Raw genomic sequence first — 19,436 nt, forward strand, 5'->3', positions numbered from 1 at the left:
GTATCGACGGAAAAAGCGGACTATCGATTTATGAAATCGACCGACGCGAGTTCTGGTTTTGCGGAGTACGGTAAATGCGCGAGCTAGGTACTCGCCACCAACAGTTCTTCCGCATTGTTCGGCGGACGCAGACCATCGGATCTGTCTGCGAAATAAAGCGCGGCAAGATCGTTCGCCGACACATGCCGTGCGTCCTTAAAGCCGGCGTCGCGGGCTTGCGCGACGATGTCGGACGGCGTGTAGAACTGATAAAGGGCGTACCGCTGGCTCGCGCGCCCTTCTCCGCCATCAGGAGACCGGGACGAACCTCGGGATCCGCCAGTTCGAGCGGAAGCAGAAACGTCATCGCTAAAGTGGAACCAGTTGCGAAAGACGCCACTTGACGCAGCGTCGCCGCGTTTGCGTCTTTCGTCAGATACATGCTCACGCCGGTGGAAACCACGATAGCCGGTTTGCTGTCGTCGAAGCCGGCGTTCGAAAGCGCCTGCCGCCACGCTTCATTTCGTTCGAAATCGACCGGCACGAAATGTAGCCACTCCGGCACGCCGTAGCCGAGTTCAATCAGACGCTGACGCTTCCATGCCTGAGGACCGGGTTGATCGACCTCGAATACCTTGATGCGGGATGCGATCTCGGGCCGCCGTTGCGCGAAGCTGTCGAGCCCGGCACCGAGAATCACGTACTGCTCCACTCCACGGCCGGCCTGCTCCACGACCAGATCTTCGATGAAGCGGGCCCGCGCGACGATCGACGCACGAAACGGCCGTGTGAATTGCGGGTCCATGTCGCCGCGCTGACGCCAGTCGCCGCCTGGCGCGAGCAGCTTGAGGCCGATATCGTCGTCCAGCACGTGTGGCGGGGCATCGGCTTCGACATGCAGCGCACGCCACAGCGCGACTCGCGCTGCCGTGCTGTCCGGTGCTACTTGCTGTTGATCGCTCATGATAGTCAGTCCTGTCGGGTCGTATCGACCGAATGGGACCTAATAGTACTGCGAGTGCCGCATCGCCTTCTATAGAAAAGCATGCGGCACGATCAACGTTCACTCAATCAAACCGGCGCACTGCGCAAGCGTGCAACGTTATGCTCGCGCACCGAGAACCACAACACGATCAGACCCACCGCTGCCAGCGCGCTCGCCACCACGAACGCCGACGAATAACCCGCGCCGTACTGAATCATGAAGCCGGTAATGCTCGGCGAAAGAATACCCGCTAGATTCGCGAGCAGATGCACGAAGCCGCCCGTTGCGCCGATCCGCTCACGCGGCACGATGTCTTGCAACAGCGACCAGCACGCCTGCGGTGTCATGAACGCAAAGAGACTCGCCACCGCGATCAATGTGACGGCAGGTACGAGAGAACTCACTCGCGACACAAGCATCACGCAAATAGCTGCCACGCCAAGGCCCATGATGATGACCGTCTTGCGTGCAAACAGAACATTGCCGGTGCGCTTATACAGTCCGTCCGAAATCATGCCGCCGAATACAAAACCAAGCGTTGCACCCAGCCAGGGCAGGATACCGACCACACTCATGTGCTTGATATCCAGATGCTGGTAATCGGTGAAATAACTCGGCAGCCACGAAAGAAAGAAGTAGAGCACGTAGTTGAATGCGAAGAACGCCATCGCGACGCCAAGCACAGGCAACGAGAACAGGTAGTGAAAGACGCTGTGTCCGGTATTCGAAGAATCGGCATTGACCGTCGCCGTCAAATGACGGTCGGCCACGATCCACTCGGCTTCTTCCTTCGATACAGCCGGATGCTCGTCTGGCTGATCGCGGAAACAGCGCCACCAGAACGCCATCCACACAAAGCCGAGTACCGCTATCACCACGAACGAAATGCGCCAGCCGAATTGCAGCGCGACCAGTCCGACGATCGGCGCAGCGACCGCTGCACCGAGCGGTTGCCCGGCATTCGTCAGACCGACTGCGCGGCCTGCTTCGCGGCGGGGAAACCAGTTGGAAATAGACTTGTTGGTAGTGGTGCCCATCGGCCCTTCGGCAACGCCGAAGGCGACGCGCGCGACCATCAGCGTGCCGAAGCTGCCGGCGAATGCAGTCGCACCGCAGAACATCGACCAGAAACCCGCCGCGAGCATGAAAACTTTGCGCGGGCCAAATTTGTCCGCGGCCCAACCGCCGACGAAACAGAACACGCAATAGCCGATAAAGAAGCTGCTGAAGAGCAAACCCATCTGCGCGTCGTTGATCTGCAGATCAGCCTTGATGATCGGCGCGACCACCGACAATGCGGCGCGATCCAGGTAATTCAGCATGCCGGCGAAGAACAGCAGCGCGGCGATTACCCAGCGGTATTTCGATTTCACTCTTCTCTCCTCACGTGCCCCGAACAATGCGTGTCACCCGAATGCGCGGTTCGATGAAGCGGCGCAAGTGGACGGAGCATGGCCCGGTTCCGATGATCCGGCGTCGACGGTGAAATCTGGCTCTCACGAGCTGGATCTCATATGTCGTCGTACTTCCTCGTCAGTATAAGGATCAGCGTGGGCGCGAGAAAACTAGCATTTACCCGGGTCTTCCCTAATAAAAAGTGGATCAACGAACAGATAGACATACGATGACATATCACGATGGCGGTAAATTTTTCACTCCGCCACCGGCTTCCTTCGGCGTAATCGTGTACCGCAACATCCGTTCGCGCGACGCCGCGAGCAACCGCGTCATCGCGGCCGACGCCTCCTCCGGCTGTCGCGAAACGATCCGGCTGCGTACGTCGTCGTGCAAGGCGATATCTTCGCTGGGCTTCGCCGCCTGCCGGTAAAGCATCTCCGACGACACCCGCAACGCCGCCTTGATCGCGCTCCCGATGGTAATGAACATGCCGTTCTGCGACATCGTGATGATCGCCATATGAAACTCCAGCACCGCCTCGACCGAAGCCCGCACATCCGATTGCGCGGAAGGCGACGCATAAGCACTCGCCAGCTCACGATAACGACGATCGATTAACTGAAGATCTTCATCGCTGCCGTGACGTGCCGCGAGAAAACTCGCGCGCGGCTCGAAACAGATGCGCATTTCAAAGATGTCTTCGACGATCTTCGAATCGAATTGCGCATTGAGCCGCCACGCGAGTACATCGCGATCCAGCAGGTTCCAGTCGGAGAACGGCAGCACACGCGTGCCGATCTTGGGTGACACTTCAATCAGGCGCTTGCCGGTGAGTTGCTTGATCGCCTCACGAACCGTCGTGCGGCTCACCCGGTACTCGCTGCACAGCTCGCTTTCTACCGGAAGCAGATCGCCCGGTCCGAACTCGCCCGAGACGATCCTCATTCCGACGATCCGCGCAACCTGCGCAGTCATGGTGCCAACGACCGGCTCACGCTCAAACATCACCCCTCCTTCGTCGACATCCGTGCAATACGTCTGGCGTCTAGCTGCGCTTGGCCGACGTCGTGACGATCACGTTCCACGAACCCGGCTTGAGGCGCGCGGTGATCTTCTCGCCATCCACGACGACCTGCGTGTTGGTAGCGGGTGCCACCGTCATCGGCGCATCTGCCGTGTTCACCGCCTTCAGATTCGCGTGATGCAACTCGAGCGCGTGATCGAGTGTGCGGTCCGCGCCGAGTCCGCGCAACTCGATATTGAGTTCCATCTCGTCGGTCAGATGACGGTTCAGCGCGAAGATCGTTGTCGTGCCGGTTGCCCGATCATCGACAACGGATGCACACAGGTATGCGATTTCGGGGAAGGTCTCGGCTTCATAAGTCGGCGAATCGATCACCGGTTTCAGCACGCGGCCATGACCAAATTTCGAGGCTTGCGAGAACGGATAGAAAATCGTTTGCCGCCACGCAGCGCCGCCTGGCTCGGTCATGATCGGGCCGATCACGTTGACGAGTTGTGCGAGACACGCGGTTTTCACGCGGTCGGCGTTGTTCATCATCGTGATCAATGCACCGCCCACTACCAACGCATCTTCCGCGTTGTAGACCTCCTCGATCAGACGCGGCGCACTCGGCCAACCCGGCTTGCGCAGATCGTTGATCGAACGTGCCTTGTACCAGACGTTCCATTCATCGAACGACAGCATGATGCGTTTGGTCGAATGCTTGCGCGCCGCCACGCTATCGGCAACCGCCACAATCTCCTTGATGAACAGGTCCATCACGTCGATGTTGCCGAAGAACTCCGCGGTTGAATCGTGACGGTTTTCGAAGTACGTATGGAGCGAAATGAAATCGACCTGATCGAAGCAGTGGTCGAGCACGCGGTCTTCCCACATGCCGTACGTCGCCATTTCATGCGTCGACGAACCGCACGCGGCGAGTTGAATCGTCGGGTCCACTGCACGCATCAGCTTGGCGGTTTCGAGCGCGGTGCGGCCGTATTCGTCGGCGGTCTTGCGGCCGATTTGCCACGGGCCGTCCATCTCATTGCCGAGACACCAGAACTTGATGTCGTGCGGTTTCTCATAGCCATGCTCGTGACGCAAATCCGATAGCGCCGTGCCGCCCGGATGATTGCAGTACTCGACAAAATGGCGGGCTTCATCGGGGCCGCGAGTGCCGAGATTGACGCCGTACATCGGCTCAATATCGAGTTCGCGGCACCAGTCGATGAATTCGTTGGTGCCGAACTGGTTGCTCTCCACCGAATACCACGCGAGGTCGAGACGCTTCGGCCGCTTTTCTTTCGGGCCTACACCATCTTCCCAGTTGTAGCCGGACAGGAAATTGCCGCCAGGATAACGGACGATCGTCGGACCGAGTTCGCGCGTAAGTTCCATCACGTCCTTGCGAAAGCCGCGCTCGTCGGCATTCGGATGATCCGGCTCGTAAATACCGGTATAAACGCAGCGGCCCATATGTTCGACAAAGGTGCCGAAGACGCGCCGGTCAAGGTCCGCGACAACAAAATCCCGGTCGACGACAAGGCGTGAATTAATCATCGTGATAAGTCCTGTTGTGAGATCCGCCCACGCGTGTGGTCTATTGGCGACACGCGTGGGACATCGGTTTCCGAAAGGGTCGTGAGTAACGCGATTGCGTGCTTACCTGATTGCCTGCTTACCTGGACAGCAATTTGTTCACGCGGTCTTCCGCCTGTTGCTGGACATCCGCAATCGACTTTCCAGAGGTGAGCATGTTGCTCACTTCGTCGCCAACAATTTCCTGAATCGCAAACTGACGCGGCACGGTGTTCGGCAATGCATAGCCCGTCGACGAGATTTCCTTGATGGACGAACGATGCGGCAACGCATTAAACGCAGCGCTGTCGATCACCGACTGACGCGCAGGCAAGTGCCCGGTGCGGGCCCAGTCCGCATCGTGGTCGTAGAGGAACTTGAGGAACACCAGCGCAGCGTGGCGAGTCTTTTCATCCTTTGCGCCACCTTTGAGCATCACCCACGAATGGCCGTCGGCCCACACCGCTTTCTTCTGGAACAGATTCGGGAACGGCACCACTTCATAGCCGTTATTCGCAAGCGCGGAGCCAGGCTTGTTCGACAGATTGGTCAGGTCCTCGATCATCCACGTTCCGCAGATCAGCACGCCCGCCTTGCCGTTCATGAACGCCTGATTCGCAGCACCATAGTCGAGATTCGGCGTAATGTCGCCCGCCTTCATCAGGCTGTCGAGCAATTGCAGCGAGTTTGTCACCGGCTTGTTATGCAGATCGATCTTCGTGGGACCATTCGGAAACAGCGTGCCGTTCTGCTGATACACCATCGAGTAAAGCGAACGCGTTTGCGCTGCGCTTTCGTTCGCGATCGGCATCGTGATATATGGCAGACCGGTCTTCTCCTTGAACTGCTTAGCCTGCTTCAGCAGTTCGTCGGGCGTGGTCGGCAAAATCGGCTTGCCGCTCGCGTCGACCAGACCCGCTTTTTTGAACAGATTGATGTTGATGTGCCAGAGCCACGAATGCGTGTCGAAAGGCAGCGCGTAGGTCTTGTCGCCGAACGTCACGCCGCGATGCGCGTTGCCCGTAAAATCTTTGGTATCGACGCCAACCGATTTGAAGCCGTCGTCGAGCGGCTCGACCAGCTTGCGCTTTACATAGTCGCCGAGAACCGCTTCGTGCATGACTGAAATAGTGGGTACGTCATGGCTCAGAATGCGCGCGTCGATCTGCGTGTAGTACGGATTCCATTCGATGATCTGCGGCTTGACGACGATATCTTCCTTATTCGTCGCGTTGAACTGGTTGACCAGCGTCGTGATAATCCCGCATTCGCCCGCCGCCTTGCTGACATCGTTCACTTTGCCGTATTCAGCGTCGCAGGCGCCGAAGAAACGCGACAGCGTAATCTCGGTTTTAGCCTGAACCGGAGCGGCAAGGCCGGCGGCCAGTCCCAGCAAGGCGAGCGAAAGCGCACCGCGCACGAGCGATTTCTTCATGGGTTGTCTCCTATGTCGATCGGAGTTGGCGTGTCGGCGAGAGCAGGCGCTTCAGCGCTCACCCCGGTCTCATCGCGGTTAATCCGATTCCATTTACGATGGTTACCAGCCGCACGCTTTTCGTGAATATCGCGCGGCCGCAGGTCGGTCAAAGGCGTGACCGGTTCTTTTTATCAACGTGATAACGTATTAAAGCGAATTGCGACATCGGCAAGCCAACAACTCAGCGCACTGTGGTGCCAGCCACGGCGGCCACAATGTACTTCTGGAAAAACAGATACAACACGAAGATTGGTAGTCCGGCGAATACCGCCTGCGCCATCAGATAACCAATGCCTTCGGACTGCGCGAAGTTGCCCTGCGTCGATGCGAGTCCGATGGTCAGCGTGTACATTTCCGGCTTCGACGCCGACACGAGCGGCCACAGGTAGTCGTTCCACGCGCTCAGGAAAGTAAAGATCGCGAGCGTGGCTTGCGCCGGAATCGACAGCGGCAACACGATGCGCCAGAACACCTTGAAACGCGATGCATTGTCGAGCAATGCGGCCTCTTCGATATCGACGGGCACAGCCTTGAAGTACTGCGTCATCAGATACACACCGAATGGCGAGGCGAGCCGCGGCATGATCAGTGCGCCATACGTATTGTGCAAGTCGAGTGCCGCGAAGATGCTATGCAGCGGAATCACCAGCGCCTGCTCGGGAACCGCGAGCCCCGCGAGACAGATCACGTAGAGCACGTTCTTGCCGGGAAACGTGGTGCGCGCGAAACCGTAACCCGCGAGCGACGCGATAATCAGCGTGAGGAACGTTTGCCCCAACGCGACTATCGCGCTGTTGATCAACCAGCCGCCCACTGCCGACGTCCCAATGATGCTGGTGTAGTTCTCCAGCGTAAAAGGCGGTGAAAACAGCACGTCGGTGTGTTGCTGCAGGAAAGCATTCGGCTTGAACGACAGCGCGAACACCCACACGAGCGGTGCAATCCAGACCAGCGCGAGCAGCACGACGGCGCCAAGCATCAGGCGCTCGCCGAAGCGGCCTGCGAGCGAGCCACGCGTACCCTCCTGACGCGAAGGACCGGGAGCGGATTTGAGAGCAGCAGTACTCATACGGAATCCTTCCTGCGTACGATCCATGCCTGCACCGCAATGCCGATCAGCATCAGCAGAAACAGCACCTGGGCGGCGGCAGCCGAATAGCCGAACAACCATTGGCGGAAGCCGGATTCATAAATGAACTGGACGAGCGGTCGCGACGCGTTGTTCGGTCCACCATCGGTCAGCAATTGGGCCTGCCCGAACAACTGGAACTGGAACACCGCTTCGATTACCGCCACGAGTGCGAGCGTGCGGCGGATCGACGGCAACGTGATCGACGCGAAAGTGCGCCAGCGTGACGCGTTATCGAGCGCAGCGGCTTCGTAGAGTTCTTGCGGGATTTGCTGAAGTGCAGCAAGGAACAGCATCATCGGCAGGCCGACGATCCACCATACCGTGACGACGGCGATCATCGGCAACGCGGTGGATTCGTGAACCAGCGGCACGAACTCGGGAATACTCAGCGCGTGGCTGACATCGGCCAGCAGACCGTGACCAGGCATTAGCACGAGTTTCCAGACGAGCGTGACGATCGTCACCGACAACACCGACGAGCCGAAGAAAATCGCCCGCAGCGCCGCGCTGAAACGACCCGGCCGGTTGAGCACCAGCGCGAGCGCGAGACCCAATGCGACGAACATCGGCACGGTCAGGAAAACGAAGTAGAACGTATTGCGTACAGCGCCGCGGAAGATCGGATCGAATGCGAGGTCGACATAGTTCTTGATGCCGATAAACTCGGTTGTGCCACCGAGCAGATCGACGTTCTGCAAGCTTAGCCACCAACCGTACACCAGCGGCACCACCAGCAGCAGCACATAGACAATCACGAACGGCAAAACAAACAGTCCGTTCGACCACGACGCGAGGGGATAGTTGAAACGGCGTTGCCGCGCTTTCGGCAATCCGGCCGTCAGCGAGCGGTCAGCCGCCATGATGCGCCGTCCCGCTTTCGTCGAAAATGTGCAGATGCGCTGCGTCGATATTCAAACGGATCGGGTCGCCAGCCTGCAATTCATAGTCGCGCGGAATCTCGACGACGATCAGCGAGCAGCCGGGCACACTCACGTGTGCCAGCGAACGATCGCCGAGACGCTCGACAAATTCAGCGCGGCCCGTCAGCGGACCGTTGGCGTCGATCACCACGTGTTCAGCACGCACACCGAGCGTGAGTTGCCCTGACGGCAAGCTGCCGGTGGCGATGGTCGTCGGTATCACGACGTTATCGACAGGCAGGCGAACCAGCAGGCGGCCACCGTTCTCACCAGCGGGCTCCACGTCGATGAAGTTCATTGCCGGTGCGCCGATAAAGCCCGCGACGAAGCGCGTGGCCGGACGCCGGTAAATATCGAGCGGAGCGCCGATCTGTTCGATGCGTCCACGGTTCATCACGACGATTCGCGTGGCGAGCGTCATCGCTTCGATCTGGTCGTGCGTGACGAACACCATCGTCGAATTCAGGCGGCGATGAATGCGCGCCAGCTCGACCCGCGTACGGGTTCGCAGCGATGCATCGAGATTCGAAAGCGGCTCGTCGAACAGAAATGCTTCGGGTTCCTTGACGACAGCGCGGCCAATCGCAACGCGCTGCCGCTGACCGCCCGACAGTTGCGCAGGCCGGCGCCTGAGCAACGGATCGAGTTCGAGCATGCGGGCGGCTTCGGTAATGCGCCGCTCGATCTCGCTCGCGTCGACGCCCGAATTGCGCAAGCCGAACGCCATGTTGTCGTAGACCGTCATGTGCGGATAGAGCGCGTAGTGCTGGAACACCATCGCGACATCGCGCCTTGCGGGCGGCAGGTTAGTGACCTCGCGGCCGCCGATGCTGATCTGGCCTTCGCTGACGCCTTCGAGGCCGGCGATCATCCGCAGCAGCGTGGACTTGCCGCAACCCGACGGGCCTAAAAAGACGAGGAATTCGCCTTCGTGGATATTCAGGTCGAGACCCGTAATGACTTCAGTCTCGCCATACCTTTTTGTCACGCCGTTGAGCTGAATGCCCGTCACCGTGCCTCCTGGGAATTATGTCTCGGAACTGCCGTTATTCGCTGCTTTGGTATTATGAAAATATAATAATGTCGGTTAGCGCGAATCGTCCAATCCCTGTTTCGATATCAAGGTATTCAGATTTGGGTATGATTAGGGTTAACGCGCTTAAACACCTGTCACGATTGACTTTTTCTTGGCGCAAATTGACTGGATAGGTGATTTTCTGAACTATTAAATGCAAATGGCATCGCATTTAGCGATGCCATTCAGGTTAATTCCTCGGGCAATCCGTAAAATCCATTAAGGATTTTCGATAATACCGGATCGATTAGGCTAGTTAATTACACAATCTTTTTTCTATCGGCATCGACCCAAACCCGCATTTCGCCTTCTCCCCGATTTCCCCAGCAGAAGTATGGAATAAAAGTCAGCCGCTGTTTGCTGCTTGCGGCGGCTGGCTCGTCATAGCGATAGAGCGATGCGCCGGCGGATGCTTCTGCGTCGGCACGATAGCCATCGACTTCGATAACGCGTCGCCCCGCGAACCGTTCATCGACCGCCGCGCCGTCGAGCACTTCGAATTGCGCATCGGCAGGCACCTGTATCAGATGCAGATCGCCATTGTTATCTGCCTGCTCGACACAGTAGACAATCGGCCCGCGTTGCAGCGCGATCTTCCCCGTCGAATGCCGCAATCTGGGGTGACCGCTCACGCGTCGAACCTGCATGGGCAGCGTAAGTTCGATCACGTCGCCGGTAGCCCAGTCGCGCTCGATACGTGCATAGCCATCCACGGTCACGTCAGCGAGGCCCACCGTATTTCCGTTGACCCGCACTTCAGGATTCGCGCACCAATCCGGCAAACGAAGTGCAATCGCGCCTGTAAATCCACCGGCGTCTTCAAGCGTGAGTCGTACTTCGCCGTCCCATGGATACGCACCCGTCTGACGCAAGCGCACTTCCGTGGCGGCGGCTCTCAGCTTCGCGTCGCCGCCCACATACAGGTTCACATAAATGGAATCGCCATCGACGAGATAAACGTATTGTCCGAGCGACGAAAGCAATCGCGCGACATTCGGCGGACAACATGCACAGCCGAACCATCTCTGCCGCACCGGTTTCACATGTTCGTACTTATGATCGTGACGAATGCTCGTGGGATGTACTTCAAGCGGATTGACGTAGAAAAAAGATCTGCCGTCGAGCGCCATACCGGACAGTACGGTGTTATATAGCGCACGTTCGAGCACGTCCGCATAGCGCGCGTCGTGATCCGCCTCCAGCATCCTTTGCGCGAAAAACACCATGCCGACTGATGCGCACGTCTCGGTGTAGGCCGTATCGTTCGGCAGATCGTAGTCGCTCGTGAACGACTCGCCCCACACTTGCGCGCCGACAGCCCCTGTCACGTACATCTGGCGCTCGACCATATTTCGCCAGATACGCCGGCACGCGTCGAGTTTGGCTACATCGCCACTCAGTCTCGCGAGATGCGCCACCCCCGCATATAAATAGACGAGACGCACTGCGTGCCCGACCGCGACATCCTGATCTGCAATCGGACGATGTGCCTGACTGTATGCCTTATGCCACGTAATCCAGGCGCGGCCATGCACGTCCCAGTGCGATGTGCGCCCGCGCTTCTCGTATTCTTCGTCGTAATAGTGCGGACTCACGCCGCGCTGTTCGACGAAATAGCGCGCCAGTTCTATATGCTTCGGGTCGTTCGTTATTTCATAGAGACGCATCAGCGCGAGTTCAATCTCGGGATGGCCCGGGTAGCCCTTTAGCTTGCCCTCCTCCGGTCCGAGAACCGTGTCGATATGGTCGACAAAGCGGATAGCCACGTCGAGGAGCCTGCGCTTTCCAGTCGCCTGAAAATAAGCGACGGCCGCTTCGATCAGATGCCCGGCGCAATACAACTCGTGGCACTCGGCAAGATTCGTCCAGCGCTGACTGGGCGCCTTCAATGTGAAATACGTGTTGAGGTAGCCATCTTCCTGCTGCGCCCGCGCGACGATATCGATCAATTCATCCGCAGTACGCCCAAGGTCTGCGTCGCGACCGGAGACGAGCAGATAGGCGACCGCCTCAAGCCACTTCGTCACGTCGCTGTCCTGAAACACCATGCCGTGAAAGGATCCGTCTACTTCGCCTGCGGCTACCTTGTAGTTATGAACCGCGCCACTCGGCTCCGCATTTTCAATGCGATCGTTCAACGCATCCCATTGGTACGGAACCACGACTTCACGCACGAGGCGGCGATAGCCGTTCCAGAAAGAGTCGTCGATCGTGATGTCGTGAAGCGAAATGGGCTGAATGGTATGAGCTTTTTGATCCATGGTCTGTCGAAAGCTGAATAGAGTTGGACGAGAAAGTACTCGCTTAGCGAACGCCGTCGACAGCAACGCGGCGCTGTTTCAGGTCGGCGTGAATTTTTTCCAGCAACGGTTTGTCGATCCGGTAACGAAGCGCAACCGCGGCGAGCACGAGATGAAGAATGCCCGGAATGACCGTCGCAATAACCGTAATGCCGCCAATCGATGCGGGAGTCTGATTTGCAATACCGGCCTTGTAAGCCACAACTACAAGCACCGCGCTGATAATGCCCGCGCTGGCCGCCCACGCAAGTTTGATGAACAGCAGGTTGAACGCGAAGTTCATTCCCGACGAACGCACGCCCGTTTTCCAGTCACCGTAGTCGTCGGCGTAGGCCATCATCGCGAAGTGCAATGGCAACGTGAAGCCGAGTACCGTGCAATAGATCAGGATCAAACCGAGCCACAACGTCTGATAAGTTCCCGGCACCCAGTACAGCGCAACCGACAGCAAACCGAGGAACACATTGGTCAGCACATAAATGTGCGGCGTGTCGTAGTACTTGCTCAGCCGGTTGACGATCAACGTACCGAGAATCGCGGAAAACGTTGCGACGCCGAAGAACAGCGACGTGTAGGCGGCATCGCCATGCAGCACATACGTAATGAAGTACATGTACCCGCCGCCCTTCGTGTTGAAGATCGTAATCAGCAGAAACGACATCGCCAGCATGACGATCAACTGGTCGTTGCGTTTCATGCTTTGCAACTGGTCGCGAATGGTGAGACCGCCGGTGCCGCGCAGCGGCACGCGCTCACGCACCGTCGCGAAACAGCACAGCAACATCGCGACCGCCACGCCTGCCGCGACCATGACGGCGAGCCGGTAGCCGAGTGCCTGATCCGCGCCGCCAAGACGCTTGACCAGATACGGTACGCCGGTCGATACCAGAAAGCCGGTCACGCCGCACAGTGCGAAGCGATAGGTCTGCGACGACATCACTTCTTTGTGGTCCGTCGTCATCGTGTTGATCAGCGCGCAGTACGGCACGTTCACTGCCGTATAGCACGCTGAAAGCAGAAGGTAAGTGACGAACGCGTACACCACCTTGTATTCGTATGAGAGAGCTGGTGTTGTGAAAGTCAGCACCGTGACGACGCCGATTGGAATCGCACCCCACAGTTGCCATGGTCGGAAACGTCCCCATCGACTATGAGTACGATCGGCGAGTGCGCCCATGAATGGATCGGCCACTGCGTCGAATACGCGCAATACGATAAAAATCGTTCCGACGATGCCTGGCGCAAGCCCGAAGATGTCCGTATAGAAGAACGTCAGGAAGTTGCCGATCAACGCGGTGATGATCGTGCCACCCGCATCGCCGAGACCGTAGCCGGTCTTCTCTATTGCCGAGAGTGTCGTACCGGACCAGCCTGTCCGGTCGATGCTTCTATCCGTACCGCCTAACGCCGTGGTATCCGCCATTGTCGTCTCCATACCTGTTGTATGACCGGTAAATCCTGTCGAATCCGACGACTGCAAGACGGGTTGACGGATAGGTTTTCCGGCCGGAAATTTATGTGTTCATGCTACCGGCGCCGCTATCGGCGACAAGCGACAAAACAATACACAGGGAGACAATTCCGACTATTATCGGAAGCCGCATGCAAGTCATATTCATGCGGCAACAATCATTTCGCATTGGGGGAGCGGGCGTGCAAATCAAACTGGAAGTGGAAACAGGTTTGGCTATCAGAGCCCAGAATGGCGGCCTGTTCGTCGCGAAAAGCGAGAACTGGATTCACCCGGCGCGCACGCTGGAATCGTTCGAACTGATCTTCGTCAAGCAGGGTGTATTGCGTTTGCATGAAGAAGACGAGCAGTTCGAAGTGCAACCAGGAGAAGCGCTGATTCTCTGGCCGCATCGACGTCATGGCGGCATCATGCCGTCGCCGCGAAATCTGAAATTCTACTGGGTACATTTCACGCTGAATACGCAGCTGTTTTCTGCGAATGGCGATACATTGCAGATACGTCAGCATGTGAATATCGCGCGGCCGGATCAGATGACCTCACTGTTCCGTCAATTGCTCAACGATCAGGAACTGTTCGGCGCAAAGTCCGCGACATTGGGGCCGATTGTGATGCTGATTCTCTGTGAGGCCGCCCGCTCGGGCGTCGCTGCGGGAGACGAAGCCCGCACCACGTCCTCGCTTGCTGCAGGCGCGCAGATCGTCATTCAGACGAAGTTCTCGTCGCCCATCACCGCGTCGAGTATTGCTGCGGAACTGCGGTGCAATCCCGATTATTTAGGGCGCGTGTTTCGCAGCGTGTTCAACAAGACAATGACGGAGGCGCTGCATGAGCGCCGCACACGACACGCCGCCGCTTTACTCGCCGAGTCAGGTACGGGTGTCGATGAAATTGCGCGTTTGTCGGGATTCGCCGATACCGCTTATTTCCGGCGAATCTTCAAACGCTTGCAAGGAATGACGCCGGGCGCATGGCGTGCGCTCCATACGCGCACGCATATCAACCATAGTTAGCGGCGCGTGTCTGGTACGCGCAGCGCTGAACTCAAGACGAATGCAATGCCGGCCGCTAACCGGCCTGCGTTGTTCGCGTGAAGTAAAGAGAGCCCGGTCGAGTCAGCCATGTCACTGTCGGGCGACGGTTCCACGACTGACTCGGGTTGGCAGCGTGAATCAACGCTGTGCTGCGATGCTGCGAAACATCGTTGCGTCAGTGCGAATGGCGCGGCACAGCAGCACCACGACAACCCACCAGAAAGTCGAGGTCGCAACCTTCGTCGGCCTGCAAAACGTGGTCCACGTAAAGGCGTTGATAGCCACCACCCTCAGGCGGTTGCGGCGGCACGTGATTCACCATCCGCCGTTCGAGTTCTGCGTCGCTGATATCCAGATGCAGCGTGCCCGCGTCGCAATCGAGTTCGATCCAGTCGCCGTCCTGCACCGCTGCGAGCGGACCGCCCGCAGCCGCTTCCGGCGTCACGTGCAACACGACCGTGCCGTACGCGGTGCCGCTCATGCGCGCGTCGGAAATGCGCACCATGTCCTTCACGCCTTCACGCAGCAGCTTCGGCGGCAAACCCATGTTGCCGACTTCGGCCATGCCGGGATAACCCTTCGGCCCGCAGTTCTTCAACACGAGCACGGAGTTCGCATCGACGTCGAGTTCTTCGTCGACGATCTTTGCCTTGTAGTGCTCGAGGTTCTCAAACACCACCGCGCGCCCGCGATGCTTCAGCAATTCAGGCGTGGCCGCCGACGGCTTCAGCACCGCCCCACGCGGCGCGAGATTGCCGCGCAGCACGCGAATGCCGCCATCGGCGACGAGCGGATTGTCGAGTTGACGAATCACTTCGTCGTTCGTGTTCGGCGCTTCCTTCACGTTCTCCCACAACGATTTGCCGTTGACGGTCAGCGCGCCCGGGAACGGCAGCAGGTCCGCTTCGCCGAGACGGCGCAGAACCGCCGGCAAACCGCCCGCGTAATAGAACTCTTCCATCAGGAAGCGGCCCGACGGCATCAGGTCGACGATAGTCGGCGTGTCGCGGCCGATGCGCACCCAGTCTTCCAGTTCGAGGTCGACGCCCATGCGCCCGGCAATCGCCTTCAGATGAATCACCGCATTGGTCGAGCCGCCAATCGCGGCATTCGTGCGGATCGCGTTCATGAATGCTTCGCGCGTCAAAATCTTCGACAGCGTGAGCCCTTCGTGCGCCATCTCGACGATGCGGATGCCCGACATATGCGCGAGCACGTAGCGACGCGAATCGACCGCGGGAATCGCCGCGTTATGCGGCAGCGACGTGCCGAGCGCTTCGGCCATGCACGCCATCGTCGACGCGGTGCCCATCGTGTTGCAGGTGCCCGCCGAGCGCGACATGCCCGCTTCCGCCGACAGGAACTGATGCAGATTGATCTCGCCCGCCTTCAGCGATTCGTGCAGTTGCCACACCGCTGTACCGGAGCCGATGTTCTTGCCGTCGAGCTTGCCGTTCAGCATCGGGCCGCCGGTGACGACAATCGCGGGCACATCGCAACTCGCCGCGCCCATCAGCAATGCAGGGGTGGTCTTGTCGCAGCCGGTCAACAGCACGACCGCGTCGATCGGATTGCCGCGAATCGCTTCTTCCACGTCCATCGCCGCGAGATTGCGCGTGAGCATCGCGGTAGGACGCAGATTCGATTCGCCGTTGGAGAACACCGGAAACTCGACGGGGAATCCGCCCGCTTCATAAATACCGCGCTTCACGTGCTCGGCGAGCTTGCGAAAGTGCGCGTTACACGGCGTGAGTTCCGACCAGGTATTGCAGATCCCGATGACCGGGCGGCCATCGAATTCGTGATCGGGAATGCCTTGGTTCTTCATCCAGCTTCGATACATGAAGCCGTTCTTGTCGGCGGTACCGAACCATTCCGTCGATCGCAATTTCCGCTTTTTTTCCGACATGCCTATTTCCTTGATGCACGCGCCGGGTCAAAACACCGGCCAGTTTGACCGAACCGGCGCGGCGCGACCGGCGGTACGACGAGTAAGCGGATAGCGACAGCGCGTTCCGTGCGGCGGCAGGCTGTACAAGGCTCTGAAACGCGAATCACGGGGCTGTCTCTTATTTTCTGGGAATGCTGAAGTGTACGGAGCGGGTTGATATCTTTCCAATCAGATTTTTGGCGATATCGATACCAATTCTGGTATTTAGCTCCGCTTCAGGCCAGGCGGGGCTTGCGCGCCTGCAATGCCGTCCTCGCGGGCTCGCAAGAGCCATTCCCAACCCATTGCCTAACAATTCAGCAGTTACAGAAAAACACACAAATGTAGATAAGAATCATTCTCATTCCTTGACGCTTACCGACGCTTGCCCTATTCTGCGTATCAATCTTCCAGCCAGCGTAGCAACGCAAGCCAACACCCAACGCATCGAAAGCAGTCCGTAATATTGCGCGACTCGTTGCGCGACTCGCAACTCATTCCGTGTGTACAACTCAACCGTCCTGAATTTCTATGTTTTGCGCATAGATAGTTTGGATCACTAACGAGGAAACTATGAGCTGGGGCGACGAAAATACCGTGTATGACGTGGTGATGAATCACGAAGAGCAGTACTCGATCTGGCCGACCTACAAGAGTCTGCCCGCGGGCTGGCACACCGTCGGCAAGCAGGGCAGCAAAGCCGAATGCCTCGCGCATATCGACGAAGTGTGGGTGGACATGCGTCCGCTCAGCCTGCGTCAGGCGATGGACGCCCAGGCGCCACGCACCGCCGTTTCCCCTGCCGACATCACCGCGCAATAACACCCGTTCCATGCAGCCGATCACATTGTTTTGCCTGCCGTATGCAGGCGGGGCGGCGGCCGTCTATCGAAACTGGCCGCACGCAGCGCCGGACTGGCTGCACATCGCGCCGTTGTATCTGCCGGGGCGTGGCGTGCGTCACGATCAGGCATTGCTGCCGGAGTGGGCACCGCTAATCGACCGTCTCGCCGGCGATACAGAAGTTGCACTGCGTCAGCACTCTGGCCGTCCGTTCGCGCTGTTCGGGCATAGCCTCGGCGCGTTGCTGGCGCTCGAACTGGCGCATGCGTTGCGTGAACGACTCGGTATCGAACCACGCTGGCTCGGCGTATCCGGCTGCCCTGCGCCGTCGCATCACGAGGCTGAAATGGATTGGCTGACATGTCCCGAACAGGACGTGCTCGACGAGTTGACGGCGTTCGGCCAGACCGCGCCGGAATTGCTGGCAAACCGCGAATTCGTCGAACTGGTCGTGCCGATCGTGCGCAACGACTTTCATCTGTATGGCACGTGGCGTGCGCCGCGCGCCGGCACGCGGCGTCCGCTCGATTGCGCGCTGCATGCGTTCGGCGGCAGTCGCGACGACGTCACGCAAGACCCTGCCACGCTCGATGCGTGGCGAAGCGAAAGTCGCGGCCGCTTCTCACGCTCGACTTTCGACGGCGGCCATTTCTTTATCGACAGCCATCGCGGCGAAGTGATCGACAGTCTTGCTGTTTCATTGCGCCAAACGTTGTCGCAGCAGACACCCGCCGAGATGCAACCCATCGGCTGATGCGGCCGGGCTCGCGCGCACCGCGCCGGGCGTCCATTACTACATAACCTGCCCTATTCACTGGAGTCGCTTCCCATGAACCCGACCGCCTTACCTCCGTTGTTCGATTTCGCCGCGCAGTTACCGCAGCGCGAAAACTTCCGCTCGCTGCTGCGCGAATTCGCTGCGTGCGAGCCGTTTCGCAGCGCATCCGTCGACGAACTGGTGCTGGACGACGATTTCTACCGGCGTCCGCTGCGGCCCGAAGATTTCACCTTCCTGCAATATCAGAAGCCGGTGCGCGCGGACAACGTGAGCCGCCTGCCGTCGCTCGCGACCAACCGCACACTGCTGACGATCAACGAACTCGACATCTGCCGCGTGCCCGGTCTCGCGGCCGACCAGCAACAGCGGTTCAGCGCGTTTTACGCCGATAAACAGCGGATCATCGGCGCGCAGATTCGCCCTTACCTCGAAGCCTACGCATTCGATTATCTCGGCGACCAGGCGCAGCCCGGCGAATCGCGCGAAACGCTCAGCACGCGCCTGAGCACGACGATCGACGACGAACTGCAATTCTGGAACCTGCGTTTCGACAGATTGCTGGAGCGCGATTTTCTCGAAGAAGGTTTGCGCTTCATCGTGATTCAGCGTTGGGCGACGCTGCCGTCGCGCCGCACTGCACTCGCGCGCGCCGCCGGTTCCTGCTATTTCGACTGGCTCGATCCAGAGCTTCGCCCGAGCCTGTCGAGCAGGCTGCCGGACGACGCCACCTTCGCGCGCATCGCGGCGATGTGCGGCGTCACGCGTCAAACGCATTCGTACTGGCAGTTCTATCTGCCGACCACGCTCGCGCGCTGCAATCTGCTCTACGCGCTCGGCTCGCGGCCCGATCGTGCGTTCGCCCTCGCGGGCGCGGCGTTCGTCGCCGAGGCGGAGCATCTCGCGTTCGGCGGTGCGCTGCTCAAGGCCTGCGCGCACATCGCACCGGGCGCGGCCGCCGGTGCGAACATGAACGACTTGCGCGCGAATCTGCAAGCGCGTTTCGAACGCACCATCGACACCCTCGCCACCCAACACGGCGAAGCCGCGCTGCATCAATTCGCGCAAGGCGTGGCGGCGGCGCAATTGCTGGCCCAGCGCGCACGCTGGGATCTCGGCGAACAACTGGACTGGCTGTCGTCGATCGAAACGTACTGCGAGTACGCGCGCCGCATCTACGACAAGATCGAAATCGATTTCCCGGATATCGACCGCGATACGTTTATCGAACCGCATGAACTCTGCTCGACCACGCATGTGCATAACGAGCACCGGCTGGTCGTGATCGAAAGCGGCGACATGCTGTTCTGGGGCAACCTCGGCATGAAACTGCAGATGCATCCCGGCGACATGGTGCTGATCCCGGACGGCCGCCTGCACGGCTCCACCGTCGAATCCGATTCGTGCACGTATCACCAGCCGATCATCCCCGATGACTGGATCGCTGAACTCACCGCGCCGCCAGCCACGGCTGCCGCCGACGCCTCTCGCGCGAGCGCCGTCACGACCTGACGCGCGCCGCCCGCGCGTCAC

General features: G+C 59.1%; 14 protein-coding genes and 1 pseudogene. 4 read left to right on the top strand and 11 right to left on the bottom strand.

The genetic code is table 11. From position 1 onward, the window contains the following. Positions 1-83: 83 nt before the first annotated feature. From ABH945_RS26855 to ABH945_RS26900, 10 genes and pseudogenes are all read right to left on the bottom strand, one after another. Positions 84-943, bottom strand: a pseudogene (locus ABH945_RS26855) (class I SAM-dependent methyltransferase). Between the two features lie 107 nt (positions 944-1,050). Continuing rightward, the gene (locus ABH945_RS26860; RefSeq protein ID WP_429252542.1) at positions 1,051-2,337 is read right to left on the bottom strand and encodes an MFS transporter; all 1,287 of its coding nucleotides are present in this window, start codon (positions 2,335-2,337) and stop codon (positions 1,051-1,053) included. Between the two features lie 259 nt (positions 2,338-2,596). Continuing rightward, positions 2,597-3,367, bottom strand: a complete 771-nt coding sequence (locus ABH945_RS26865; RefSeq protein ID WP_074767280.1) for a FadR/GntR family transcriptional regulator — start codon at positions 3,365-3,367, stop codon at positions 2,597-2,599. A gap of 40 nt (positions 3,368-3,407) precedes the next feature. Further along, complete coding sequence (locus ABH945_RS26870) at positions 3,408-4,928, bottom strand: alpha-N-arabinofuranosidase (protein WP_429252543.1); 1,521 nt, start codon at positions 4,926-4,928, stop codon at positions 3,408-3,410. Between the two features lie 118 nt (positions 4,929-5,046). After that, a complete protein-coding gene (locus ABH945_RS26875) occupies positions 5,047-6,381 on the bottom strand; it encodes an extracellular solute-binding protein (protein WP_429252544.1) in 1,335 nt (444 codons plus the stop codon). Between the two features lie 223 nt (positions 6,382-6,604). Next, entirely contained in the window at positions 6,605-7,492 is an 888-nt protein-coding gene (locus ABH945_RS26880) for a carbohydrate ABC transporter permease (protein WP_074767271.1), read from the bottom strand. Next, positions 7,489-8,415 carry a carbohydrate ABC transporter permease gene (locus ABH945_RS26885; protein ID WP_074767269.1) on the bottom strand — a complete coding sequence of 309 codons (927 nt, stop codon included), beginning with the start codon at positions 8,413-8,415 and terminating at the stop codon, positions 7,489-7,491. Before ABH945_RS26885 ends, ABH945_RS26880 begins: the two co-directional genes overlap by 4 nt. Next, positions 8,405-9,487 carry an ABC transporter ATP-binding protein gene (locus ABH945_RS26890; RefSeq protein ID WP_429252545.1) on the bottom strand — a complete coding sequence of 361 codons (1,083 nt, stop codon included), beginning with the start codon at positions 9,485-9,487 and terminating at the stop codon, positions 8,405-8,407. Before ABH945_RS26890 ends, ABH945_RS26885 begins: the two co-directional genes overlap by 11 nt. A gap of 323 nt (positions 9,488-9,810) precedes the next feature. Next, entirely contained in the window at positions 9,811-11,811 is a 2,001-nt protein-coding gene (locus ABH945_RS26895) for a glycoside hydrolase family 127 protein (RefSeq protein ID WP_429252546.1), read from the bottom strand. Positions 11,812-11,854: 43 nt separating this feature from the next. After that, positions 11,855-13,273: an MFS transporter gene (locus tag ABH945_RS26900; protein WP_429252547.1), complete on the bottom strand. Its 1,419-nt coding sequence runs from the start codon at positions 13,271-13,273 to the stop codon at positions 11,855-11,857. Positions 13,274-13,533: 260 nt separating this feature from the next. On the opposite strand from ABH945_RS26900, the gene ABH945_RS26905 reads away from it, so the two are divergent. Next, entirely contained in the window at positions 13,534-14,334 is an 801-nt protein-coding gene (locus ABH945_RS26905) for an AraC family transcriptional regulator (protein ID WP_429252548.1), read from the top strand. A gap of 196 nt (positions 14,335-14,530) precedes the next feature. Here the strand turns inward: ABH945_RS26905 and ABH945_RS26910 are convergent, their stop codons facing one another. Next, the gene (locus tag ABH945_RS26910) at positions 14,531-16,264 is read right to left on the bottom strand and encodes an IlvD/Edd family dehydratase (protein ID WP_074767257.1); all 1,734 of its coding nucleotides are present in this window, start codon (positions 16,262-16,264) and stop codon (positions 14,531-14,533) included. A 594-nt stretch (positions 16,265-16,858) separates the two neighbouring features. Between ABH945_RS26910 and ABH945_RS26915 the strand changes: the two genes are divergently transcribed. The 3 genes from ABH945_RS26915 to ABH945_RS26925 all read left to right on the top strand — a co-directional run bounded on the left by ABH945_RS26915 (position 16,859) and on the right by ABH945_RS26925 (position 19,415). Next, positions 16,859-17,107: an MbtH family protein gene (locus ABH945_RS26915; protein WP_074767254.1), complete on the top strand. Its 249-nt coding sequence runs from the start codon at positions 16,859-16,861 to the stop codon at positions 17,105-17,107. Between the two features lie 10 nt (positions 17,108-17,117). After that, positions 17,118-17,882, top strand: coding sequence for a thioesterase II family protein (locus ABH945_RS26920; protein ID WP_429252549.1), 765 nt, complete (start codon positions 17,118-17,120; stop codon positions 17,880-17,882). Between the two features lie 75 nt (positions 17,883-17,957). Beyond that, positions 17,958-19,415: a peptide synthetase gene (locus ABH945_RS26925; protein ID WP_429252550.1), complete on the top strand. Its 1,458-nt coding sequence runs from the start codon at positions 17,958-17,960 to the stop codon at positions 19,413-19,415. Positions 19,416-19,436: the final 21 nt, after the last annotated feature.

Origin of the sequence: Paraburkholderia sp. GAS333, from assembly GCF_050435665.1 — a bacterium.
Lineage (GTDB): Bacteria > Pseudomonadota > Gammaproteobacteria > Burkholderiales > Burkholderiaceae > Paraburkholderia > Paraburkholderia fungorum_A.